This window comes from Pseudoclavibacter sp. 8L (assembly GCF_902506465.1).
GTDB lineage: Bacteria > Actinomycetota > Actinomycetes > Actinomycetales > Microbacteriaceae > Pseudoclavibacter.
This window is the reverse complement of sequence record NZ_LR733185.1, coordinates 1,180,782-1,204,924: the sequence shown is the minus strand read 5'-3', so window position 1 is coordinate 1,204,924 and position 24,143 is coordinate 1,180,782. Positions and strand designations below refer to the sequence as shown.

At 64.8% G+C, this 24,143-nt stretch carries 18 protein-coding genes; 2 read left to right on the top strand and 16 right to left on the bottom strand.

The features are described 5' to 3' along the window. Positions 1–12 precede the first annotated feature (12 nt). The 9 genes from GV007_RS05655 to GV007_RS05615 form a co-directional block, all read right to left on the bottom strand. Positions 13–1,062, bottom strand: coding sequence for an ABC transporter substrate-binding protein (locus GV007_RS05655; protein ID WP_160071333.1), 1,050 nt, complete (start codon positions 1,060–1,062; stop codon positions 13–15). A gap of 166 nt (positions 1,063–1,228) precedes the next feature. Continuing rightward, on the bottom strand, positions 1,229–1,927 hold the full coding sequence (locus GV007_RS05650) for a response regulator transcription factor (protein ID WP_160071332.1): 699 nt from the start codon (positions 1,925–1,927) through the stop codon (positions 1,229–1,231). Next, a complete protein-coding gene (locus tag GV007_RS05645; RefSeq protein ID WP_236558346.1) occupies positions 1,924–2,814 on the bottom strand; it encodes a sensor histidine kinase in 891 nt (296 codons plus the stop codon). The genes GV007_RS05650 and GV007_RS05645 overlap by 4 nt, the downstream gene beginning before the upstream one ends. 109 nt (positions 2,815–2,923) lie before the next feature. After that, entirely contained in the window at positions 2,924–3,757 is an 834-nt protein-coding gene (kduI, locus tag GV007_RS05640) for a 5-dehydro-4-deoxy-D-glucuronate isomerase (protein ID WP_160071330.1), read from the bottom strand. Next, positions 3,754–4,878, bottom strand: coding sequence for a glycoside hydrolase family 88 protein (locus GV007_RS05635; RefSeq protein ID WP_160071329.1), 1,125 nt, complete (start codon positions 4,876–4,878; stop codon positions 3,754–3,756). The genes kduI and GV007_RS05635 overlap by 4 nt, the downstream gene beginning before the upstream one ends. After that, complete coding sequence (locus tag GV007_RS05630; protein WP_201297578.1) at positions 4,868–7,609, bottom strand: hypothetical protein; 2,742 nt, start codon at positions 7,607–7,609, stop codon at positions 4,868–4,870. The genes GV007_RS05635 and GV007_RS05630 overlap by 11 nt, the downstream gene beginning before the upstream one ends. 43 nt (positions 7,610–7,652) lie before the next feature. After that, a complete protein-coding gene (locus GV007_RS05625) occupies positions 7,653–8,543 on the bottom strand; it encodes a carbohydrate ABC transporter permease (protein WP_104242401.1) in 891 nt (296 codons plus the stop codon). Next, positions 8,540–9,463: a carbohydrate ABC transporter permease gene (locus GV007_RS05620; RefSeq protein ID WP_160071328.1), complete on the bottom strand. Its 924-nt coding sequence runs from the start codon at positions 9,461–9,463 to the stop codon at positions 8,540–8,542. The genes GV007_RS05625 and GV007_RS05620 overlap by 4 nt, the downstream gene beginning before the upstream one ends. Next, on the bottom strand, positions 9,460–10,788 hold the full coding sequence (locus tag GV007_RS05615) for an ABC transporter substrate-binding protein (RefSeq protein WP_160071327.1): 1,329 nt from the start codon (positions 10,786–10,788) through the stop codon (positions 9,460–9,462). Before GV007_RS05615 ends, GV007_RS05620 begins: the two co-directional genes overlap by 4 nt. Before the next feature lie 235 nt (positions 10,789–11,023). On the opposite strand from GV007_RS05615, the gene GV007_RS05610 reads away from it, so the two are divergent. Then, positions 11,024–11,782 (top strand): IclR family transcriptional regulator, encoded by a 759-nt coding sequence (locus tag GV007_RS05610; RefSeq protein ID WP_160071326.1) that lies wholly within the window; start codon positions 11,024–11,026, stop codon positions 11,780–11,782. 45 nt (positions 11,783–11,827) lie between these two features. Here the strand turns inward: GV007_RS05610 and GV007_RS05605 are convergent, their stop codons facing one another. From GV007_RS05605 to GV007_RS05575, 7 genes are all read right to left on the bottom strand, one after another. Then, positions 11,828–12,733 (bottom strand): helix-turn-helix domain-containing protein, encoded by a 906-nt coding sequence (locus tag GV007_RS05605; RefSeq protein ID WP_160071325.1) that lies wholly within the window; start codon positions 12,731–12,733, stop codon positions 11,828–11,830. A 1,396-nt stretch (positions 12,734–14,129) separates the two neighbouring features. After that, a complete protein-coding gene (locus GV007_RS05600; RefSeq protein WP_160071324.1) occupies positions 14,130–14,747 on the bottom strand; it encodes a helix-turn-helix domain-containing protein in 618 nt (205 codons plus the stop codon). Between the two features lie 2,156 nt (positions 14,748–16,903). Then, entirely contained in the window at positions 16,904–17,791 is an 888-nt protein-coding gene (locus tag GV007_RS05595; protein WP_160071323.1) for an AraC family transcriptional regulator, read from the bottom strand. A 626-nt stretch (positions 17,792–18,417) separates the two neighbouring features. After that, entirely contained in the window at positions 18,418–18,993 is a 576-nt protein-coding gene (locus GV007_RS05590; protein ID WP_160071322.1) for a hypothetical protein, read from the bottom strand. 406 nt (positions 18,994–19,399) lie between these two features. Next, positions 19,400–20,110, bottom strand: a complete 711-nt coding sequence (locus GV007_RS05585) for a hypothetical protein (protein ID WP_160071321.1) — start codon at positions 20,108–20,110, stop codon at positions 19,400–19,402. Between the two features lie 223 nt (positions 20,111–20,333). Beyond that, positions 20,334–21,314 carry an AraC family transcriptional regulator gene (locus GV007_RS05580; RefSeq protein ID WP_160071320.1) on the bottom strand — a complete coding sequence of 327 codons (981 nt, stop codon included), beginning with the start codon at positions 21,312–21,314 and terminating at the stop codon, positions 20,334–20,336. A 433-nt stretch (positions 21,315–21,747) separates the two neighbouring features. Beyond that, positions 21,748–22,425: a hypothetical protein gene (locus tag GV007_RS05575; protein WP_104341362.1), complete on the bottom strand. Its 678-nt coding sequence runs from the start codon at positions 22,423–22,425 to the stop codon at positions 21,748–21,750. An 811-nt stretch (positions 22,426–23,236) separates the two neighbouring features. Here GV007_RS05575 and GV007_RS05570 point away from each other — a divergent pair. Further along, on the top strand, positions 23,237–23,854 hold the full coding sequence (locus tag GV007_RS05570) for a helix-turn-helix transcriptional regulator (protein ID WP_160071319.1): 618 nt from the start codon (positions 23,237–23,239) through the stop codon (positions 23,852–23,854). Positions 23,855–24,143 lie beyond the last annotated feature (289 nt).

Here is a 24,143-nt window from a genome sequence, read left to right as displayed (position 1 = left end):
TCGTCTGCGCTTCTACTCCTTGGGAGCAGGCGCCACCTCCGAGTCGAACCGTCCGGTGAGCTCGTTGCGCGCCTGACCCGCGGCGTCGATGTCGGCGTGCACGAGCTTCACGGTGTCGAAGTCGACCATGTCCTCCGTGATGACCACGTCCGGGTTCGTGGGCACGCTGTAGCTGCCGACAGTCGCGGCGAGGTCCTGCGCCTCGGCCGTGAGGGTCCAGTCGATGAACGCCTTGGCGCCTTCTGGGTTCTTCGCGTTCTTGATGAGCGAGACGGCCCCGACCTCGTAGCCGGTTCCCTCGGAGGGGAAGGTCGTCTCGAGGTTCGTGAAGCCCTCGTTCACGAACTTCTGGCAATCCTGGGCGAAGATCACGCCGGTTGCGACCTCGCCGCGACCTGCCATCTGGCCCGGCGCGCTGCCGCTCTTCGAGTACTGGAGGATGTTGGAGTGCAGCTTGCCGAAGAAGCCGATGGCCGCATCCTGGTCGCCGTCGTTGAGCTCGACCTCGGTCCAGAGCGCCTGGTACGCCGTGCCGGAGGTGCCGGGGTGCGCCATGGCGATATTCCCCTTGAACTTCGGGTCGAGCAGGTCCGCCCAGGAGGTCGGCGCCTCGGCACCGATCTCCTCGAGCACGTCGGTGTTCGAGCAGAAGCTCAGCGCGCCGACGTAGACACCGGTCCAGCGCCCATCCGCGTCCTTGTATTCCGACGGGATCTGCTCGGCGTTCGGTGAGGTGTACGGCTCGAGGAAGCCGGACTCGTCAGCCGCGAGATGCCCCTCGGCGCCGCCGCCGAACCAGGCGTCGAACTCCGGGGTGTCTCCTGTCGCGCTGAGGCGCGCGACGGCCTCGCCGCCGCTCAGCCGCACGTAGTTCGCCGGGATGCCGGAGGCCGCCGTGAACTCGGCGGCGATGACCTGGCACCAATCCTCCTGCGGGGTGCAGATGAACGTGACCGGTTCGCTCGAGGCACCCGCCTCGGTGCCCGCACCCGCCGAGCAGCCGGCGAGGAGAGCGGTGGCGGCTGTTGCCGCGACCGCGAAGGGAAGCAGTGTGCGTTGCATGCGGGAGAACTCCTTTGTCCTGGTTTTCGAACTGTCGAGCATCAGTGAGCTGTGCTCGATGTTGCCAACGCTACGAGCGGGATGCGGGCGCGCCCGTGACAGCTCGGTGATGCTCGGTGACAGCTCTGTCACCGAGTTGGGAGGGAGCGCTGATGCCGGACGACGCTCAGGTGCGGTCGGCGCGGAGCAGGTAGCCGGTGCCGCGCACGCTCTCGATCGCCGCCGAGCTTCCCGTGACGGCCGCCTCGAGCTTGTGGCGCATCCGGTAGACCGCGGCCTTGATCATCTCCCGATCGCCGTGGCGGTCGTACTCGCCCCAGCACATGAGGAGGAGCTGCGAGAAGTCGAGCGGTGAGTTCGGGTGCGCCATGAGGGCGGCGAGGAGCTTGTACTCGGTGTTGGTGAGCGAGACTCGCTCCGCGGCGACGATGACATCGTGGCTCGCGGGGTCAAGCTCGAGTCGGACCCCGGAGGTCACGACGGCACGCGACGACTCCGGGCGCCGCACGAGCCGCTGCGCCCTGAGTGCCAGCTCGCGCGGGTGGAACGGCTTCGCGACGTAGTCGTCGGCCTCCGCCTCCAGCCCCGCGATCCGGTCGGAGACCTCGCCCTTCGCGGTCACGAGGATCACCGGCAGGTCCCAGCGCGACTTGATGCGCTGGCACAGCGAGATCCCCGAGATGCCCGGCAGCATGATGTCGAGCACCACGAGGTCCGGGCGTGAGCGTTCGAGGGCCGTCCACGCGGTCTCCGCCGAGCGGAACGACTCCGTCGTGAACCCCTGCGTCTCCAGCGCGAACGTGACGATGTCGAGCATCGCCGGTTCGTCGTCGACGACGAATGCGAGACTGTGCGGCGTGGTCATCGTCGACGCCTCACGGTGGCTGGGTCGGCAAGCGGCAGCGTGAACATCATCGTCGTCCCTTTTCCCGAGATCGTGTCGACGTGGATGCGGCCACCCTGCAGCTCCACGAACTGCTGCGAGATGAAGAGCCCGATGCCGGTGCCGTTGCCGAGCGGGCGGCCGCTCGAGAAACGGCTGAACAGGCGTTCGCGCTGCGTCTCCGTCATCCCCGTCCCTCCGTCGCTGACCGAGATCATGACCTCGTCGTCCCCAGGAACGATACGCACTTCCACGCGACCGCCCGCCGACTCGCTCCTCGCAGCGTTGTTCACGAGGTTCGTGATGACCTGCCTCGTGAGCTGCGGGTCGACGAATGCGCTGACCGGGGCTCCCGGGGCATCCAGCACGACCGTGACATCGGAGATCTCCGACAGCTCCTCGACGACGCCACGGAACAGCACTCTGAGGTCGACCCGAGAGCGCTCGATCGACACGAGGCCGGCCTCGAGGCGGGCCCTGGTGAGCAGTTGCTCCGAGAAGTTGTGCATCCGCACGGCGTTGTCGACGATGCGATGCACGAACACGGCCTGCTTCTCGGTGAGCGGGCCAGCCTTCTCCTCCGCGAGGAGCTCCCCGGCTCCCTGGATGACCGCGAGCGGTGTGCGGAGCTCGTGGCTCAGCACCGATGCCTGGTCCGCGCGCCTCGTGCTGAGCTCGGTGACCTCCTCGAGCCGCGCACGGTCTCGCGCATGCTCGCGCAGCACCAGCCAGATCGAGGCCCATGCCGCCGCGAGCGCGATGAGCGCTGCGAGCCCAGTCGCCCAGTCGGAGCGCATGGCGGCGAACACTGCCGCGAGGATCCCCGCGAGAACCGACACGAGGAGCACGCTCGCTGCCCACCTCGACATCATCATCATCCGGATAAACCTAGACGATCAGGCGAGGGCGACACAGCGATCCCGGCTCACCCGTGCGGCTGGCCCTGCCGTCGTCCGACGTCAGGGCCAGCCGCTCTGCTCAGCGCACCAGCGTGGTGTCGACGGGGTCCATGTCGTTGTAGGTGGTGTTCTCGCCCGCGGTAGCCCACACGAAGGTGTACGGGCCGGTACCCGCACCGAAGTGCACCGACCAGCTCGGCGAGACCACGAGCTGACGGTTCGACACGACGAGGTGCCTGGTCTCCTGCGGCTCCCCCATGACGTGGAAGACCCGGTGCTCCGGCGCGAGATCGAAGTACAGGTAGCACTCCGTTCGTCGGTCATGCGTGTGCGCGGGGAGGGTGTTCCAGGCGCTTCCGGAGTGAACCTGCGTGAACCCGAACGCGATCTGCGAGCTGCGCGTCCCGCCCTCGTAGATGCACTGGTTCAGCGTGCGACGGTTGGCGTTCTCGGGATCGCCGAGCTCGACGACGTTGGTCATGTCAGGCGTGATCTTGGTCGTCGGAAGGTCCTGGTGCGAGGTCGCGGTGAACACGTAGAACGCGGCCGGGTTCGCTGGGTCTGCCGAGGAGAACCGCACTTCGCGTTCCCCGCGTCCGAGGTACATCGTGCCGACGTGCGCGAGCTCGTGCTCCTCGCCGCCGACCTGCACGGTGCCCGGCCCGCCGACGTTGATGACACCTGCCTCGCGGCGCTGCAGGACGAACTCGGCTCGCACCTGGTCAGGCGTGGGCAGCTCGAGCGGTTCGTCGAGCGGCACGACGCCGAACGCGAGGATCCGATCGTGGTGCAGGTAGACGCTTCGCGCCTCACCCGCGGCGAACAGCTCCTCCATGAGGAACGAGGAACGCAGCTCGTCGGTCTTCATCGCTGCGACGGCGTTGGGGCTGTGGGCGTACTTCGTGATGGTCATGAGTGCTCCTCTGATTTGGGGGCTGACGATGATGATGCTGCTGCTGTTGTCTCGTTCCAGGCGGCGATCGCCTCCAGGGCGAGGCCCTGTCCCCACGGCTGGACGCGGTCGTCTCGGATGACGGAGTAGCCGAACGGGATGAGCTGGAGTACGGTTCCAGCGCTCACTCGGGTGAGTCGACCGTCATCGACGTACGCCAGAGAACCGAGGACAGCGCGCTCACCGGCTCGCCGCAGGAGCCGGTCGGCGGCTGGCAGCTGCTGTTCGAGGAGCGCGCTGCTCCGCAGCAGCGCGGCCCCGATCCCGGCGGCCGCGGACGTCTCGAGGATTCCTCTGGTCTCGATGGGGCCGTCCACGAGGACGTCCCATACGCCGTGGTCCGGTTGGAGCGCAGCGAGGGTCCGGAGCTGCACGGCGAGTCGTTCGCGGACCTCGCCGATCGCAGGATCGTCGCCTGCGAGGTGCAGCAGGTCCGCACCCGCGAGCGCGATCCACGCGTTGGCGCGCCCCCAGAAGCAGTCGATCCGTGTTCCCTGGTTGGTGCCGTGGGCGAAGAGGCCCGTGTCCGTGTCCTGCAGCTGCTCTGCATGGGCGAGCCACTGCTGCACCGCCTCCCGCGTGAGCTCGGGGCGTTCGAGCGCGCGCCCGGCACGGAGGAGGAACTCGCCAGCCATGTACACGGTGTCGGCCCAGACTCCCCCTGGCCAGTGCTCGAGCGCACCGTTCGAGGCCCGGGTGGCTTCGGGTGCGTCTTGGTACCAGGCGAGGCAGGCCTCGACGAGGCGCCGAGCACCGAGGTCACCGGATGCGCGCAGCAGTTCGGCTGCTGTGGCGGCAGGTGCCATGTTGTTGACGTGCTCGAGCACCGGGAGACGGCTCGCGTGGCGTCCCATGTAGTCGAGCACGAGCTGCGGGTGTGTCGCCCCGCGAGCTTCGGCGGCACGCCACGTCGCGAGGAGGCAGACCCCCTCGCCCCAGAACCATCTGTCGACGCCCATGGCGAGGGTGCCGCGCAGGAGATCACCCTCGAGCTCGGCGAATCCGGTTCCGGCCGAGGCCTTCGCCAACGGCGGCAGCGGCGGCGGCGCGAGGTCCGCCGAGGAGGTGTCTTCACCGGCCATCTGCGTCACCGCCGATCTGGGCGAGTCCCTGACGGACGTGCTCGACGGGTAGCTGGAGCCTCTCGCCGTCCCATTCCGCGATGATCTCGGCGTCACCGAACGCGCTGCGCGTTGCCGGGTTCTGGAGGTGCTGTTCCTCGACGATCGTGCCGTCGCTGAATCCCTCAGGCACGTCGTCGACGAGCAGTGCGCTCGAGAAGGTCACGTCGAGCTTCGGTCCGGATCCCAGCTGGAATCGGACGCCGGGGTCGTCGGCGCCGCTCGGGTTCCAGTCGAGGTTCGCAGAGTGCAGGCCGGCGGCCCACGTCTGGAAGTCCCCATCCGAGTCCTTCCGACCGGCGACGGCGACCCAGACCGCGCCATCTTCGACCGGTATCCACTCCTGCTGAGCGGTTTCGCCGGTCGCGATGGGGCGCACGCCGCCGGGAGTCGCGATGGCGACGTATCCGTCGCCGCGCCGGACGGCGATCCAATCGCCAGCAACGACGAGCTCGTCTGCCTGCTCGGAAGGCAGCCAGAGGTGCGTCCGCGTGATGGGGTCGCTGCTCGTGAAGCGCTGGAGATGGACGACCACGTTCCGGTGCTGATGCACGCGCGGGAGGACGCGGTGACCGGCCCATGCGTTGGGCCTTGCCGACGACCCCGTATCCGCGTTCGCGGGATGCGTGACGAAGATCTGGAACTCGCGGGCGAGCGTGGCTCCCCAGATGTGCTCCTGGAGGCCGGGCAGCCCGGCTCGGTAGTCCTGCACGCTCGAGAGCATCACGTCCGGGGTCTTCCAGACGCGGAGATCTGAGCGGTACGGCCTGCTGAGGAGGTCCCGTTCGAACGCCAGCTTCCCGCGGTAGACCTGGGTGCCCCACCATTCGCGCGGTGGCTCCCCGGCGAGCTTGCGGATGATCGCCGGCACGGCGTACTTCCGCGAGATCGCGAGCGTGGTGACCGGCAGCACGGCGTCGTTGAGGCTGCCGACTCCGGCGAGCAGGCGCAGGATGGGCGAGGTCTCCTCGAAGCGCGAGCTGCGCAGCGTGTGCACGTACGAGCGTCCGTGCGCCGCTCCGTGCGTGCCGCGCCACGAGTTGCACGCGAGCGTGAAGAGCACCTTGTCGAGGAGTACCCGCGAGGCTTCGGTGAGGCGCTCGTCGACCCCGAGCTCGATCAGCATGCAGAGGGCGTAGCTGTCGATGGCGAGGTATGCGTTCGAGTCGAACTCGCTGAACCCGCCGGACAGCTTGCGGTCGAGCCATCCGGCGGCGCGGACGCGCGCCTCGTCCGCATGCTCGGCACCCGTTCGCCCGTCGACGGAGAAGACCTCATCCGGGAAGGTCTCCCCGGCGAGCAGCTCGGCGACGTGCCAGACGAACTGGTGGTTCTCCGTGAAGTAGCACATGGCGTCGAGGCCGGGTTGGGTGATCCAGTACTTCATGCCCGTCACGGCGCCCTGCACTCGGTCGCGCAGCCCCGCGGACCAGGCATCGCTCGGCACCCGGTGCCAGGCGAGCAGCATCGAGAGCACCTCGAAGTCGGCGCAGTCGCCGCGCGTCTCGACCCGGTGCAGCGCAGACGCGAGATCCGAAGGCTCGACGCGCACGTCTCCGAGCAGCTCGTGGCGAGCGAGGAGACCCGCGAGTCCGGCCTCAGTGGGAGTGTCGTCCTCGAGGCCGGCCACGAAGCGGAGCACCTCGTCGCGCCACAGCGCAGGATCGCCATGGGGCTGTTCCCTGCTGTCCGGCGGAACGACTGCGACTCGGATGCGACGAAGCTGCGGGCAGCGGGGGTCATCGAGCCCGATCTGCACGATGCTCTCCCCCGTGCTCAGCATGGAGGCGCCTGCGGAGGCTGCGTCGCCCTCCGCGAACGCGTCCTCCTCGGCGACCCCGCCGACACGGAATCGGACCAGGCCCTTCTCATCCGCTTCCACCAGCTGCCAGTCCTCGTGGTCGCTCGTTCGGACACGGAACCGCACACCGCGTGGTGCGGAGAAGGCGGCGACTGGCCCCTCGAGCGCCCAGCTCGTGGACGCAACCCGATTCAGCACCTGCTCTGCGAGTCGGCCAGCATGCTCGTCGGCACCGGGCGAGGGGATGACCACGCGAACCGGCAGCCCTTCGACCCGCACGCGCACGATGTGCCGGCACTCCCGGAATGCGACCTGCCAGGTCGCCAGGTGCAGCGGCGTGATCCCCGACGGCAGACGCACCCGCACCGAGGACGTGAGCGGCTCCATGTAGGAGACCTGATCACCCCGCAGGACGACTACGCCTCCCACCCAGAGGACGAACGGGCCCGTCGTGTGCACCTCGATCGTCCGCCACTCGCTCTGGTCGACCTCCACCGCCGTGGCGGCGAGCGAGGCCCGGTACTCCGGGGTGAAGCAGAACGCCGACCAGTCGACGAAGCCGTCGGCCGGGGTGTGCACGCGTGCCCATTCGGCGCTCGAGCTCTGCCCGTTGGCTACCCAGCTGACCGGGCCGCCCTCGATGACCTGCGGGAGGTCCTGTGATTCGTCGAGCTGGTGCGCCGCGTACAGACGCTGCTTCAGCTCGCCGACGTCTGGTCCGTTCGTCAGCACCCATCTGCCGTCTCCCCACGGTTCCCCGTCTTCGGAGAGAAACGCGTCGAGGTCATCGCAGCTGCTTGCCCAGGCCGGTGAGACCAGCCAATCCCTGATCGTGCCGTCTGCGTCGGCGAGGTGAACGGTCCGGTTGGTGACTGTGAGTGAAGAACTCATGCTCCGTGTGTTTCCTTGTCCAAGATCGATGGTGAGTGACGGGCTACTTGAGGCCCGTGTTCGCGATGCCCGTCGTGACCTGCTTCTGGAAGAACAGGAAGAGGATGATGACGGGGACGATGCTGACCACGCTCATCGCGATGATGAGGTTGAACGGGACCGTCTCCTCCGCCGTGAATCGGGCGAGTGCCACCGGCAGCGTGTAGACCGATTCGCTCTGTGCCACGACGAGCGGCCACAGGAAGTCGTTCCACCGCCACATGACCGACAGGATCGCGACGACCGCGAGCGCAGGTCGGCACATGGGCAGCACGATGGTGGCGAAGATGCGGAACTCGCCCGCGCCGTCCATCCGCGCCGCCTCGATGAGCTCGTCGGGGATCGACAGCATGTACTGGCGGAGGATGAACACCCCCGTCGGCGTCGCTGCTGCCGGGATGATGAGGCCCCAGAGCGTGTTCACGAGCCCCATGGAAGCGACGACCTGGTAGACGGGGATCAAGATCACCTGCAGCGGGATCATGATGGTCGCCAGGGTGAGGATGAACAGGAAGTTCTTCCCCCGGAAGTTGTACTTCGCGAGTGCGTATGCCGCCATCGAGTTGACCGAGAGCGTGAGCACGGTCGCCCCGATCGTGACCACGACGCTGTTCAGGAAGTAACCGGCGAAGTTGAACCGCGAGAGAGCTTCCGTGTAGTTGCCGAACCCCCAGGTCTCCGGCAGCAGCGCGGGTGGCCGCATGGCCAGTTCGGCGGGCGACTTGAACGAGCCGAGGACGAGCCAGACGATCGGGATGAGCGCCACGAGCGTCGCCGTGACCAGGATGACGACGCGCAGCGCGTCCGTCGAGGTGACTTTCTTCGACCCCGTGGAGGTCCAGCTCCGGCGCGGTTCCTGCGTGGCGATGAAATTGCTTGCCGTCTCGGTGGTCATACCGCGTCCCGCTTTCGTCCGATCAGGTAATTCACGATGGTGATCGTGAAGATGACGATGAAGAGCAGCACGCTCCCCGCAGAGGCGAGCCCGTAGCGGATCGGCGACACGAAGCCGTTCTCGTAGATGTACTGGACGATGAGGGTGGTCGCTCCGACCGGTCCACCGCCCGTGAGGGTGTAGATGAAGTCGAACGCCTGGAAGCCGTGGATCGTGGCGAGCACGACGACGACCAGGATGCTCGGCTGCAGCAGGGGCAGCGTGACGTTCGTGAACTGCTTCCACCTGGAGGCGCCGTCGAGCTGCGCCGCCTCGTAGAGCGACGGGTCGATGCTCTGGAGGCCTGCGAGCAGGATGAGCATGTAGAAGCCCACCTGCATCCAGGTGCCCACGACGATCACCGAGAGCATGGCAAGCGGGCCCTCGACGAGCCACGGGACCGGGGCGACGCCGAAGAGGCCGAGGAACGCGTTGACGATTCCCCCCTGCCGCTCCAGCATCCAGTTCCACACGAGGCCCGCGACCACGGGCGAGATGAGGACCGGGATGAAGAAGACCGCCCGGAAGAAGGAGCGACCCCTCCGCTGCTGCTCGACGAGGACGGCGAGCAGCGTGCCGAGGACGACGGACAGGAGCACGAAGGCCACCGCGTAGACCACGGTCTGCCAGACGATCCCCCAGAACTCCGAGTCGGAGAGGATCGTCTGGTAGTTGCCGAGCCCCTCCCACGCGAAGGTGCGTCCGTTCGACGACGAGTACATCGAGATGTTGAAGCCGTTGATGGCGGGCCAGATCGTGAACAGCCCGAAGATCGCCATGTTGGGCAGGAGGAACAGGTACGGCGCCGAGCGGAGGCTGAAGGGCTTCCGAGACTTGCCCCCGATCACCTTCCGCCGAGCGACCGTGCGCTCTGACGTCATTTGTGCAGCTCCTCCACGAGCGACTGCGCGTTCGACTTGACGTCTGCGACCGCGGTCTTGAGGTCCTTCTCGCCGGCGACGACTCGAGAGAGCTGGTCGACGAGCTCGAGGGCGCTGCCGTTGAAGGCGACGTCGCCGTTCGCGGCGTAGCCGAGGTCGGGAGTGCGAGCGAGGTCAGCCTGGAACGTATCCATGTCGGCCTGACGGTCCGGGTAGGTGACACCCTGCTCCGTGAGGTCCGCGCGAGTGGGGAGGAACCCACCTGCTGCAACGAACTTCTCCTGCGACTCCGCGGTGTTCATGTACTGGACGAAGAACGCGGCGAGCGCCGGGTTGGGGCCTTCCTTCAGCGCAGCCATGTACTTGCCGCCGGGGAATCCGCCGCACTCTTCAGCGCAGGGATTGGGTGCTGCTGCCCAGTTGAAGTCCGCGTTGGCAGCGAACTGGCCGACCTGCCAGTTGCCGGAGAGGTAGACGGGAGTGTCCTGCGCGAGGAAGATCTCGTTTGCACCCTCGTATCGAGTGCCCGAGCCGAGCCAGAAGTCGCGGGGCATGCGGCCGTCGGCCATCATGTCGACGAGCGGCTGCAAGGCGGCTTCGGCCTTCGCCTCGTCGAGGACGACCTCGCCGTCGCCGACGAGTGCGGTGCCGTACTGGCTGAGCACTGTGGAGAGTCGGTGCCCCGACTTGTCCATCGCGAAGGCGTACTCGGTGCCCGTCGCCGTCTGGACCTTCGTGGCCGCGGCGATCATCTCGTCCCAGGTCCATGGATCACTCGAGTCGGGAAGCGGGACGCCTGCCTGCTCGAAGAGGTCGGTGTTGATGAACGGGCCGTTGAGCGTGAGGTCGGATGGGACCGCGATGAGCTGCCCGTCGTCGGTCGTGGCACCCGATACGGGGCCGTCGACGAACTCGGATGCATAGTCCTCACCGAGGTACGTGCGCAGATCGAGGAGGTCGTTCTGGAAGTCGCCGAGGCCCGTGAGGCGGACGACGTCGGGGGCGTTGCCGCCGGAGAGCCGCGCCTGCACGGACGTGACGAGGTCCGCGTATGGGAGGATCTCGAGGTTCACGGTGACGTCGTACTCTTCCTCGAACGATGCGATGAGGTCGCGCGTTGCCGCCTCGTCGGGTCCGTCGGTGAAGTAGACGTAGCTCAGCGACTCGCCGGCGAAGTCCGCCGGGTTGATCTCCTGGACTTCCAACGGCCCGCTTGCACCGTCGTCGCCGCTGACGACCTCTCCGGGGGCGCACCCCGTGAGGCCAACGGTGACGCCGACAGCTAGCGCGAGCGCCACCTTTGCGTTGTGCCTTCTCGTAGTCATTACATCCTCCTTGATGTCAATCCCCCGACCCGGGGAGTCGACGCCTCTCTGCGTCGATGGTGGCGATACTACAAGTTTTCGGCTCTATGGAAAGGACTTTCTGTAGAGCGGAAACTAGGCTAGGGTGCGAACTACGGACCTGACTCAAAGAAGAGTCGAATCGACAGCGAATCCCTGCCGCGGTCCCACGCTCGACGGAGTGCGGAATCTCAAGCGGCTGCGATTGGATGAGGACATGACACCATCGCCCGAGCACTCGGAGCCTCCGCTCTCTGCCCTGATGAAGGGACTCACTCTCATGGAGGCCGTCTCCGAGCACCATCGCATCTCCGACCTCGCGACCGCGACAGGTCTCTCCGTCAGCACCGTGCACCGGGTGCTCAGCGACCTCGTCGAGCATGACTGGGTCGAGCACGGCGCAGACCGCACCTACCGCCCGGGAGCCCGTACGCACCTCTTCGCTGCGAGCGTGCAGCGCGACGAACGCGCGACGCAGAAAGCCCTTCCGCTGCTCCAGCGACTGCGCGACGAGGTGGGCTGCACGGTGCATATGGCGCGGTTCCGCCAGACGACGCTCATGTACGTCGCCAAGATCGACGGACCGGCGGCCTACCAGATGCGCTCACGCGTCGGAGACACGATTCCGCTGTGGTCCACCGCCATCGGCAAGTCCATCCTCGCCTCGCTCTCCCCCGAGCTGAGTTCCGACCTGCTGGTGTCAGCCGAGCTCACAAGACGGACGGTCCACTCCATCGTGTCGAAGCGGGAGCTCCAGGCGCAGCTTCGCCTCGTCTCGGAGCGTGGATGGGCGATCGACGACCAGGAGAACGAGCTCGGGATCCGGTGCGTCGGGGCAGCCCTGCGATCCGCGGATGGCTCCGTCATCGGAGGCGTCAGCACCTCGGGCCTCGAGCACGAGATGACACCGGAAAAGATCCAGAACATCGTGCCGCATCTGCTGCGGACGGTCACCGAGATCAAGAAGCTGGTCTGAGCGCCCCACGTCGCACCCTTGGAGCGTCGGCTGCTTATTTCGGAATCAGGTCTCGCCAGACGAGCGCTCTGCAAGGTCCTCTCTCAGGAGTCGACGCATGGTTCGCACGGATCGGAATCCACTCTCCTGCGTGATCCCGAGAAGTTCGGATCTCGAGTTCTCACTCACACTGAGAAGACTCCGCGCCCGATCCACCCGCCTGGCCCGGATGGTTGCCCCTGCTGTCTTTCCCTCCGCCGAGAAGATGCGGTGCAACTGCGAAATGGAGATGTTCAGAGCGCGTGCCAGTTCTCGGGTCGAGAAGTCCGCATCCCGGTAGTTCTCCTCGATCAGCAGTTGAGCCCGGGCTAGATGCAGGCCTTTCTGCGATCCTGTCTTCACATCCTCGAGAACTCTCGTCTCCGTGAGTGCAGCGAGCAGCAGTTCTTCGAGTCCACGCCTCCAGAAGGCGAAGCCAACCTGCTGCTCCCCGATCTGCGTGTCGAGCGAAGCATTTGCAGCGGCGATGAAGACCCTCCGGAAGGCCCCTGTCGTCACGAACGGCCCTGGCGCCTGGCTCTCGACCCACGGAAGTTCCGCGAGGTGCTCCCTGGGAATCGCGATGAACAAGCACGAATGAGGCGCCACAGAAGAGACGCTCACTGGTCTGCGCGCCGAATGCGTGTAGAACTGCGGCGCAGCAACTTTTCTCGTCGCTCCGCCAGTGCTCTGAATCACGAGATGACCCGTCAGGACAAAATTCACGTAGACAAGATCGGGATTGTAGGAGTCCGCGTCGGGGTCCACTCTCGTTGCGGTTTGCCAGATGCGTCCCAGCGTGAACGCTCGGGCCCCGATGATGTCCGCGTGAACACGAACCTTCGTTCCGGCAACCCGAACTTTCCAACCATTCCCCTGCAGCCACTGCAGCGCCTCATCATTCTCGAGACCCACAACATGTGCAGAATCCAATGCCGCTCCGATCGTTCGAGTCGGGCCAATCGGCCGAATTCGCTAAGAGAAATCACACATCCGTGAGCACCGTGGACCGCCGGTCCTCTCCGACGGCACGGCGCGTCATCGGAATGCGGAGCGTCGCAAAACGCACTCTCCACGCTCGGTTATCTCAGATTTCACGCGGACATGTCGGCGGCAGAAGCCGCCGGGGCTCATGGGGCCGAAGACGGGCAAGTGTACCCACACTCCGAGCTGGGAGACGAGTCAATCTCGCTGGCGATCAGCATGGCCAGCCCGAGCAAGCGGTCCCACGGGCCCTGTGCGGTTGACCTTGCACCCTCACTGCTGGGACGCGGCAGGATCTTCCAGGCCGGGGATCGCCCCCCGGGAGCACCGCCTCCTGCAAGCGAATCGCGCTTCGGCGCGGGGCAGGTCCCCGCTGCGCCGAAGGCCGTGACTCGCAGGTCACCCGAGGGTGAGCTCCTGCAGGCGCAACAGTGGTGAAGAGCCGCAACAGGTCTCGAAACGCGACAGCTACGGTCTAGATTCCGCCAAACCATCCGGTCGGCTACGTGCGCTCCTACAGTGGGCAGCGTGGGTGCTGGTGACTGAGCTATCGGGGGATGGCCCGCACGGTGCCCCACGGTGCGGCGCGGTGATCTGGGGTCACCGCGCCGCACATTTCAGGAGCAGCAACTGAATCCTGTCCGCCTTGCCCGCGCGCAAGCACGTGATCCTCACCTCCGCGATGTGCTTGGCAGGCGGCACCCCGCCGCCGAGCCTCCACGAGCGATCGACCGAGGCGGGGCCAATCGGTTCACGGAGAACGCAAGCTCGAAACGCGACAACACTGTTCCATGTGGCGACGGCCAGAGCGTGACAGTTGAGAAGGAGTCACATTCGACAGCGATCTGCGACGCTTGGTGATCCATGTCCAGCAGATGAAGCGTGACGCCGAAACCGGCGCTTCAAAAGCGTGCAAGGTGGACTCGCGCCTCCTGAGCACCAACAACCAAGATGCCCCCTGCCAGAGTTTTCTGGTCACGAAGTTCTGATCGCTCCCCAGTGATGCTGCACGGCATCGAACGATCCTCAGCGCGGAAACTGGACGAATGAAGAGATGACCGATGAGAAGGATTCAGCATCCGGAAGCCCTGGTACAGGCGCGCTCATCACGGAGATGCTGGACCTCGGTCGAATCGCCACAGCGCTCTCACTGACCGCCGTTGGACGAGTGCAGCGCTGGGCAATCTCGAGCGAACCTCCGACTGGAGAGTCGAACCCTACGGTGGGGCACGACCCGAGCGGTGGCGGCGGAGAGCGACGATCATCACTCTGATGGGTTCTCCGTCGACAGTTCCCTGAGCTCGACACTGTCTCCGGCGAATCGCGAACGCGAACGCGAACGCGATCAGAGGATGTGGTCGGCAGGCGGGTCCGAAGGCGGATTCGATGGGGGTTCTCCGGCTTCAGCCCCCGCTGATCCTCGGACATCTTTCACTGACACCCCATGCGTGCTGAGCAGGGCTCGACGTAGAGATCCGACGGAGTTGAACCCGCTCATCTTGCTGACCACATCAAGATTGAGATGTGGCCGAGTGAGAATCAGACGCCGAGCCCGCGCTGCTCGCGCTGTCCGCAACATCTTGGCGACGCTGGCTCCGTGCTTTTCCGCCGCTCGCTGCAACGACCTCGTCGAAACGCCGAGTTCCCTTGCCATTTCCGGCGGCCCGAAGTCGAGGTTCGAGAACCGAGAATTGACCAGTTCCTTGACGCGCTCGAAGAGATCATCCGGGTTTTCGATGTTCTCTCTGGTCGATTCCACGACAAGCGCGCGGGCAAAGGATCGAAGCAGCTCACGAATGGAGTTCGCTGTCGTATGGTCTGCGTCAGGCGACTGACTGAGGAGCCTATTCAGGAAGTGATAGGTCGCCGTGAAGAGTGGCGAACTGGACACGTCCATGACGTTGGGAACCCGATTCGCCCGCAACGGCGAAATCTCTTCCTGGTCGAAGGTGAAGACGATCATCTCTGTGGCACCAACCACATCAATGGTCAGTGATTCGTGCCCCGGGAGAGCCATGCCAACGCCTGTGGCGCTTGGGTTGCCCTTCAGGCGGTCACCAGCGAATGCAACTTCGCCTTGATTGACAAGTATGAACGCATATCGCCTTCTTGCGGGCAGACGCGTGCGAGGCCACTCCAGGACGACGGGCCGAGTTCGGAGTCTAGCCACGAGAAAGTTATTGAACCGAAGAAGCTGCACTTCCGAGTTGGCCGGTTCGTAATATCCACGGACAAAGACTCCCGAAGATTCGAACGCGTCGACGGGCAGCTTTCCTACGAACGTATTCTCGTACCCCCGCAATCCTGGCAAAGCTTGCCAACCGTGAATTTCTGAAAAATATGAGCGCTCACCCATATCAGTGTCACCTCAATTACTTCTGCTGCAGATCACGTTAAGTCACGCGAGCTGCGGTCCTGCCTGAAAAAGCACAGAACGAACTGCATGGATTCGGTGCTTTCACTGCAGCACGATGTGAAAATTACCCGAAGCGATCGATGAATTGCACGAGTCGAGAGCATCTTGGAATGGAACTACGCCGCGAGTCTCGCGGCCGCGCAAGTGGCGAAATCACCCTCTCGTCCACACCACCGGCATCCGCTCTGAGTGGGCGTTGCCGTGCCCACTGATTCTGCGAGCGCTGTGGCCGCTACCAGATTGCCCACGAGGGTCCTGCTCCGAAGCGACTTTTCAATTCACGGCGATGTCTGGGAAGATCGAGGGCAGCTCGCTTGTCGATTGGTTGAGGTGGCCCCTCCCGACACACCGCGCCGCGGAACGAGCGAGGGAGTTCTCGTGCACGATGCCGATGAGGTCGCGGTACCCGACTCTGCGGCCCGGGAGTCACCGCCGCGAGAACCGGCACCACGCATCACTGGCCCCCTCAAGCAGAGCTGACGATCGACCCGCGCGCCCAGCTTGGCGGGCCGGCCTCAAGGCCCCCGCTGGCCGACAATGCCTGGTCCACCGTGAAGGAGAGGGCACCGTTGCCGCTGTTGTCTGTGTTCACCACTCTCTGTGCTCGCTGTGGAGGAAGACGAGGCGCTCGTGACCAGCGGCGCGTCACACACACAACGTGCATCGAGTCGTGAATGCCATGGCTCGAGGTGGGCGAGGTCGGGAGGAGCGCGGATTGAGCGCGCCCCCGGTCGATTGGAGTCGTACCAACGTCCTTGGACCTCGCCGGGAACGGAGAGGTCTTCGCTGGCGGGTACAGCGGGCGGCCCGGCCGAGTCGGGTTGGTGTCGTCAAGCGATTCGACTGACCGGCCACTGAAGATGACTGCATCGTCGACAGCTTCCATCGGCCCGACTGAGAGCGGTGCGGTGACCGACGCGGCGGGCACGGTCGCCCTCCGCGCGGCCACCTTCAGCTGCGCCCTGCGTTCAGCTGGTGACATTGGTTTCGTGTTCCTTTGGTTCGACATTCCAGGTCCTCGTGAAGTTACTGACAGCTCACGAACATAGCGCTGCTTCGCAGCCCACACTCATGGTTGCGACTTTTTGGCCACAGCCCGCTTGGTTCACGTCATCGTGAGCTTTTCACGGCAAGAGGACTCGCTCGAAGGTGCGCGAGTGGGCGCCCACTGGTGCGGCTCCACAGGACGAGTCCCGCCGTGCGCGTGCCATCGCTCACCGCCTACACGTTGGGGTCGCAGTCAATGGCGTCGACGATCTTGCCTCGTTCGCATTCTGGCCAAAAAGCAGCGGATACTGGCTTCGTTTTGCCGCCGCTAAGCCCTGCGCGCCTGCGACGGACCGCGATGTGAACGTTCACTCACCACACGATTCGGCGACCAGCATCAGCAGAGCACAGCCCAGCCGGGAGCCGGGAGCACCTCACCCTCGACATCGACTGGGGGCTCTTCAGCAAGGAGTCAGACTCGACTGTTGAAAGAGAAGTCGATGAAGATCCAAGCGATCTCCGGCCCTCATCGCCTCGAGCGGTTGAAAACCAGAGATCGTTCCCGCTTCACGCGGGACGGAGCACATCTCCGACGGTGCATTCTGGACGACGGGCCATCCGTTTGTCGCGCTGCCAGCGACTGTCTCCGTGCACCGAGGGTGACACGATCCGCGGCTCACCCAGGGCTTGGCCTACCCCGGAGAGCAACGACACCGCTACCGATCGGCCACGACACTCTCACTTGCGTACATCCGCCTCGCGTACTGGAGCATGCGCAGGCTCCTGAACCCAGCTTGAAGCGCGATCGCTTTCAGATCCTGCGGGGTTGCTTGAGCGGTCATGAGGTCTTGAGCAAGGCTGAGGCGCCTTTTGCGGAGGGCCGTCGCGGGAGTCGTGTCGATGGCGCGGAAGACGCGGTGCAGATGCGAGGTGGAGATTCCCACCCGGTTGGCGAGCTCGACAACCGAAAAGTCGGGTTCGCTCGCGTGGTCCAGGATGAGCTGCTGTGAGCGGTGCAGGAGCGCTTCCGATGGCCCTGGAGCCTGCATCGTCGATCGAAGAGCGGCAATAACCAGAGTCTCGATCGCGTTTCGCCAAGCGAAGAAGGGAAGCGTCGCCTCCTCGAGCTCGCAGTCGAAAGAAGCGGCAGCGGTAGCGAGGGCAACCCGTCGCAGACTCGCGTCTGGGATACGTGGGCGCTCGTCAGAGATATCCGCCCCCAAGACAGCCTCGATCTTCGATCGTCGGATGCCGAAGACGAACCTGCTCGATTCCTCTTCGGTGCGGATCCGAGCGGGAACCGCCGTGTCGTGGATGAAAATGGGAGGTGTTCCGGTCGCCGAAAAATCAGCCTCTTCGGTGACGCTGAGGGTTCCGCGCATCATGAAGCTCAGATAGACGCGATCGAGGCCGGTCTCATGCGTGGGACGCAGGCGGACTTCCATAGGTGTGTGCCAGATGCGAGTGATGCTGATGCTGGGACTGGAGACGAGATCCGCGAAGAGCCGGAAATCCTCGCCGAGTGATATCGCCCGCGCGCCATGCGCTTCAAGCCAATCGACGGCGCGATCGCCAGACAGAGCAATGTCGAGTTCCACATTCATTCTGAGAAGCCTCCGTGCCCACGACGCCTTGAAGATCCCGCGCTGGGAGTCGGGGGCCGCTGGCCCACACCATATATTTCAGCGGCAGAGCGCCAGCTTGTAATTTAGCTAGCTACGCATATTCGGCTCATCCCTTGACAACCACGCGAAACCCAGTCCGCGTAACCGCCGACGCGCGACGCCGTCTCACTTGCTCGAGGTTGAGGATCATGTTCGTGAGGCTGAGGATCAGCCCAAGCGTGCCGAATCCCAGGGCCATCCAGGCCACAGCTCTCGGTAGAGCTTGGGCGGTCTCGTGGATCGTTCGAGGAATGCTGCGATCAGGAAGACACAGTTCTCTGCTTCACGAAGGCCAATTCGATATGCAAGGCAGGCCCGGGCGTGACGGCAACCTGACCCGGTGCCCCGTAGTCATGATCCAAGGCGACGGACGTCTCCCTCATTGGTCACCGGCGTTTTAATGGAACTGTCCGCTTGTGACCCATTGCTTAGGAAGACCACGCGCCGCGGTTTGCCGCATCCACTCCCCCGTCGCAAGTCTCGGCGGCTATCTTTCGCACCCTCAGGGTGTGAGAGCTCCCATCCGGTGCCGCGGGGTCCACCGAACTCGAGGATCACGGCTGTTGTCAAGGCTCGTCCAACGGCTCTGCAGGTGCGTCATGCCCCCTGCTTCGCACCCTGCCTGTCGAGATGCCTCCGCTCGTCCCGCCGATCCACATCGGGACGTCGCTCGCCCACCCTGCGACGAAGTACAGTGCGCCGCCGACGATCAGCCCAGTGATCCCTGTCGCTTGCAATGCCTGTTCCCGGTAGATCAGCGGCCCAACGGCCTGACCGTCGTAGAGCAGGTGGAACGAATCGTTCGTGATGTGGATCAGCAACGCCAGCCACCCGATGCTGAAGATGGTGCCAGGGACCCAACCCCAGGCCGAAATCGCCAGACCCCCGAAAATCGCCGCTGCGGCAACGGGGAGACCGAACGCCGCCACGAGTGCGACCACTCCCCACATCTCACCATTGCTCGACCCGGACCCGTCACTGGCCATGAGGCCCACAACCGCGGCGAGGAGCAGAATGACCATCAGCGCCACCAAGGAGCCGGTGATGCACGCCATGCGCTGGGCACTCATGCGGTAGGTCGGCGTATCGGCCGAGCCCCTGACCGTGCGCGTGTTGGGCCTGCGCTTGCGCTTCGTCGACATTTACCCATTGTGGTGCGTGGCAGCCAGACCCGCTTCGAACGCCAACGTATCGACGCACCTCTCCCGAAGCTCGATGCGAGCAGTTGCGCGGCCAGACCATCCTGAGTCGTCCGCACAGGTGGTCCTGTCGGGGCCGATGCGACATGGGATGTGATCCGGCCCAGCTCCGCAGGCACTTCCGCGCCACAATGGCCACGCACCTGCGACAAACGACAGCGTTGCGGTGAACTCTCGGGCGCTTTGGGGAGTAGGCCCGAGTTCGAGCAGCATCACGTTGGGGCGTGATGATGCTCGACGCTGGTTCGTTCCCGTCCGTTCGCGGGGACGAACCAGCCATCCTCGCTCGTCTCCGCCCGCTCGTCTCCGCCCGCTCGACTCCGCCGGCCCGAACTCCACCGTCTTCAGATCACGCCAGGACGCTGGCGATCTCCGCATCCTCGACGGCACCATCGACCGGTACAGGAGCCACCTCGGCCTGCGAGAGCCGCGTCTGCCGCGTCCCGGCATAGGGCGCCGTGGCGAGCACGTCACCGTTGCCGCCAACCTGGCGCCGGAAGGACTGCGCAGTGCCATCGATGGTGACGAACCGGTCGATGTAGGGACGGGCTCCACTCCAGGCGACATTCCTGGTGGATCGGAAGGAGAAATCGTTGGGGATAAGCGTCCGGCCAGGCGAGAGCGGGAGCTTCGCGGTGTAGTCGGAGCGGTAGCTGTTGTATCGCACACCGTCGATCGCGATCGTCCCGACCTTCACGAGCGGCGACCAGGCCGAGGTTCCTTCCTCCGCGAACGACAGGTCGCCGGCGGCGCTCGGGAAGTGGAAGGCGAGGTGCATATCCGTGACCTTCGTCGCCGGGGTGGTGTCGTTGATCCAGAGGCCTCGCTCCGGGTACCGACCGCGGGCGTCAAGGGTGACCCGTGCGGTCCCCCTGCTCGAGTTCGGGTAGCCGAACTGGATCCATCCGTTGATGCCCGGGACCAGAGCGAGCGTCGACGCTGCACGAGCAGGGGCGGCGACCGCGAGTGCAATGACGGGAACACTCCACGCCGCGGCGCTCAGGACAGTGCGGCGGCTGGTCGAGGCGGAAGACGTGGGCTCAGGGGTGCGGGATGACATGGGTGCTCCGGATTCAGGCTGCGGTGACGGCCACGGGGCGCTGCAGCAGGGTTCTGGAGTGGGTGCTCTACGACGTGGCAGAGGCAGGATCCGCACTCACCCGCGCTGCGCAGGGTGGGGGTCTATGACCTGTTGAAGCTACAACCGCGTTGAATGCGTATGCATGCACTTCACATCGCAGGTCGCATGGCCGGTCGGCGACGCTGCACGGCGATCAACCGCGTCAGCTCGAACCAGGATGCACTTCGAGAGCTTCTTTCCCATCCTCGCGGTGCTGGCCGGTGCCGCTGATGAGCCGTCGCCCCTCTTCGTTGGCCTGCAGCGCTCTTCTCAGTGATCGGCTCGTTCCGAAGCCCACCCCCGGCGCGACCATGCGCAGCATCGACTCGGTAATCGGGGAGCCCTGTCTGGTGAGCACATCGACAGCGAGCCCTGTCCGAACGTTTCGGAGATACACACCTGGGCTCATCTCAACGTTCTTGAAGGCCCGGTGCAGACTGGTGGACGAGACGTGCAGGTCCTCGCAGAGGGCGGCAACGCCGAAGGCAGGATCGTGCGCTCGGTCGTCGATGGCTCGCAAGGCGCGCTCGAGGATGCTCGTGGTGGGTTGATCGAGGGGGTTGCTGCGCTCATCGAGCGTGGAGTCGATGACAGCGGTGAGCATGTACTCGAGGCTGCGTCGCCAGGGTGCGAATGCGTTGCTTTCTGTCTCCTGGGGCGCTTTGAGCGTGGCGTTCACGGCAGAGACCAGGACGGACACGAGGCCAGCATCCGCCGTCAGCGTGGTATCCATGAGCGCGTCGATGCGGTTGAGCCCCGGCAGACGCGCAGCATCCGTGGCCAGCGTGATCATTGAGGAGGGCGCGCTGGTCTCCAAGGAGAGCATCTGCCTTCGCCGACTGAGGACGACTTGTCCGGGCGCGATCTCGAAGCGGCCCTTCCGAGTCGTCAGCACTCGCACTCCGCTTACCGGGACGATCACGGTCAATCGGTCATCGGGCACCGGGTCCGCGACCAGGTCGAGACGAACCGGCGTGTGCCAGATACGAGTGATCAGGAACCCGTGCACATGCGAGTAGTCGGCGTGCAGGCGCAGCGGCAGAGTTTGTGGGAAGGCGTCGCACTGCCCGCGAGCGAACCAGGCCAGGGCTGCATCGCCAGCCAGGCTGACACCTCGGGCGCCGCGCTGATCATAGGTATCCATGCCTCAGGTGCTCCCCTGCTCCCCGCGTGGGTTGACTGTCGTGCCGTGAAGCCCCAGCGCGGAGATGATCATGCTATGCCCGGACTCACGCGGTCGCCGTCCTCGGCAAGAGCTGGGCCACAGCGGGCACCGAGTCGCTCGACTGATCCGGGCCTGGTCAAATCAGCCCGATGTGCGCCAGAACATTCCGTCCGGAGTGCCTTCCGACAGCCTGATGCCTACCGTCGTGGTGCCGGTCGAAAATGCGCAGCAACTCTCCCCCAGAACCCGGCGGAAACCAGTGCATATGTTTCATCAGGCAGGCCTCCGACCCACGCGTCCCCTCGCTCGAGACGGCACGCGGCAAGCCGGGCTGACCCGAGCTGGACTCGCCCGCGTCCGCCCGAGGGCGGCCTGCGTGCATCAGCCGCGGCGTCGGAGACCGAAGACCTGGTCAGCAGCCGAGGCTGAGGAGATCCCAGTCGAGTGTCGCGGAGTTGTCCGTGGTGATGAGACCCCCAGAACCAGGGTTGGCGGTGAGTACGTTCCGGACAGACGCTCCTGGAAGCGTGACGCCGGCGCTGATCAGGTAGCCGATACCGGCAGATCCACCTGCACCCAGATTCGTGACGGTGATGGTGCGGCTCCGGGTCATCGTGAAGTCCACTCGGGTTCCGCCGAGACCATTCGAACCTCGACCGGTCTCCTGGTAGGTGGAGCTCGCCAAGCTTCCACTGAAAGCGGTCGCGGTTGCATTGCTGCTAAGAGAACTCACGATTCCGGCGACGAAGTACAGGCCGAGGTTTGTCGTCCCGATCGCTTGCGCTGCAGTGCGCTGGACACCCTCGCCGGCCGAAAAGACGAAGTTGTAAGAACCGGAGTAGACAATTGACTGCGTGAACGTCAGGGTTGCGGGCGGCAGTGTGTTGGTGGTCTCCGTAATGCGGAATCCAGGAAGCAGATCGAGGCCGACGATTCCAATGAGGCACCCTTGACCGACCGCCACATTCCAGCGCTCAGACGCGGCCGCCAATGGTGCGGCCACGGCAGTCGCGATGATTGGTGCCGACCACGCCACACCTTGAATCACCTTTCGCCGAGATGGTGATGTTGGACCCTGATTCTCAGACATGGGCTTCCTTCGCTAGGTGAACCTTCTCACCTGAAGAAAACCACCTGCGCCTACGTCAGATCGCGCATTACCCCACTCCTACTAGTAGACCTAGGGTAATGGTCGATCAAGCCAGCATCGATAAGTGCGAAACGAAGTGATGTGAGATTGCTTGTCGGGGTGCCAGTGAGCTTCCCTCGTATGTTCGTCAAGTGATTGCGCACGGTTTGCACGCTGAGACCCAGCGTGAGCGCAGTAGACGCGGTGGTTGCGCCAGGGGTGAAGAGCGTGTCGACGACGCGCTGCTCAGCGACGGTGAGTGCAAGGCTCCGCGCCGGGACCGAGCCACCCCACGTGGAGCCAATCGGCTCCGGACTCGGGCTGGGATTCGCCAACGTGGACCTGACTGCATCGAGGAACTCACCTACTCCCCCGTTGGTGTCATAGATGGCGGCGGCACCTGCGAGAGCCGCGGCATCTGCGGCACTTGAAGTGCTGTTTTTCGTAGAGAGAAGAACCCTGGTCCCGCGGGACGAGAGTTCACGGATGAATCGAGGGAGAGCATTCTGGGTCGTGAAACTCGAACTCACAACTGCAAAGTGGACAGGAGGCCCTTCAAGGGCGACAGCTGGCATGGTTGCGACCAGTGGATCACGCAAGAAAGGCATGCGCCGTTTCAGCACCTGCCCGAGGCACTCACCTTCGAGTCGCTGGTCAGTGCAGACAAGCCAGCGCGGAGTGACCTCGATTTCCACTCGACCCTCTAGCCGCATCTTCCCAAACCCCCGGGTATCTCAATGGATAAATGAACCGATGCTGAAGTGTATTGCGAATGACCCTGATTGAGGTCATTGATGAGAGTATTTATATTTGGGATGCGTTGCGCCACTCGCCTGAGGCATCCGACAGCAACTGGGAGGTGGGTGTCCGAACAAAGACATGGGTGAATTTCTCGGCAGCTCGCGCCGAGGTCGCGGATCTGGTCGTGCTCTCCGCCGAGTTAATCGATCACGTCCCTGCCGTTCTGAAAGTTCGAGCGATTACCCGCCTGGGAACTCGAGTAGGAGTGTTGATGAACTCCGAAGACACCACTATCGAGTCGCGGCTGCGTCTCGAGGGCGCATCCTTCGTGGCTCGCCGAACGACCACGACTTGGGAGCAATTCCTGGGGACACTCCGGGCCGCACTCGCAAGCCCGCCGAGTTCATCCAACGACTTCCCTCGCCCAGGGCTCACAGATCGCGAGCTGCAGATCGCCGCGCTCTTCGCAAGCCGTGCGGCACCAACAACACAACAGATCGCTGAGCTCCTCGCCTTGGGGACGGGCACTGTTCGAACCCATCTCAAGCGAGCACGCCACCGCCTCGGTGCCCACGGGTTGGTGGTTTCCAGCAGAGAGGAGCTGCGCTCTGGGCTCCTCGCCGCGGGCTACCTGGTGGAAGAGGTCTGATTTGGGGGCATCCGGAACTGCTCCAGGAGCTTGCGCCCGGTGTCCACACGCAGCGCGGCCGAAGATGTGACCCCCGGACGGTGCGGTCCAGGGTCACGTTTCCAGAGGCTCGTCACCTCAAACGGCATCCAAGTGAAGAACGATCGGGTCCGCACCAACACACCAATCTCCACCGCTTCCCCGCTTCCCCGCCCAGCCTGCCTCGGTGAGGTTGAAGATGAAGTCGCCAACCGGATTCAGAACGTCATCGTCGCCGATAGTCGTTCGCCACTCGAGGCGATCACTGACG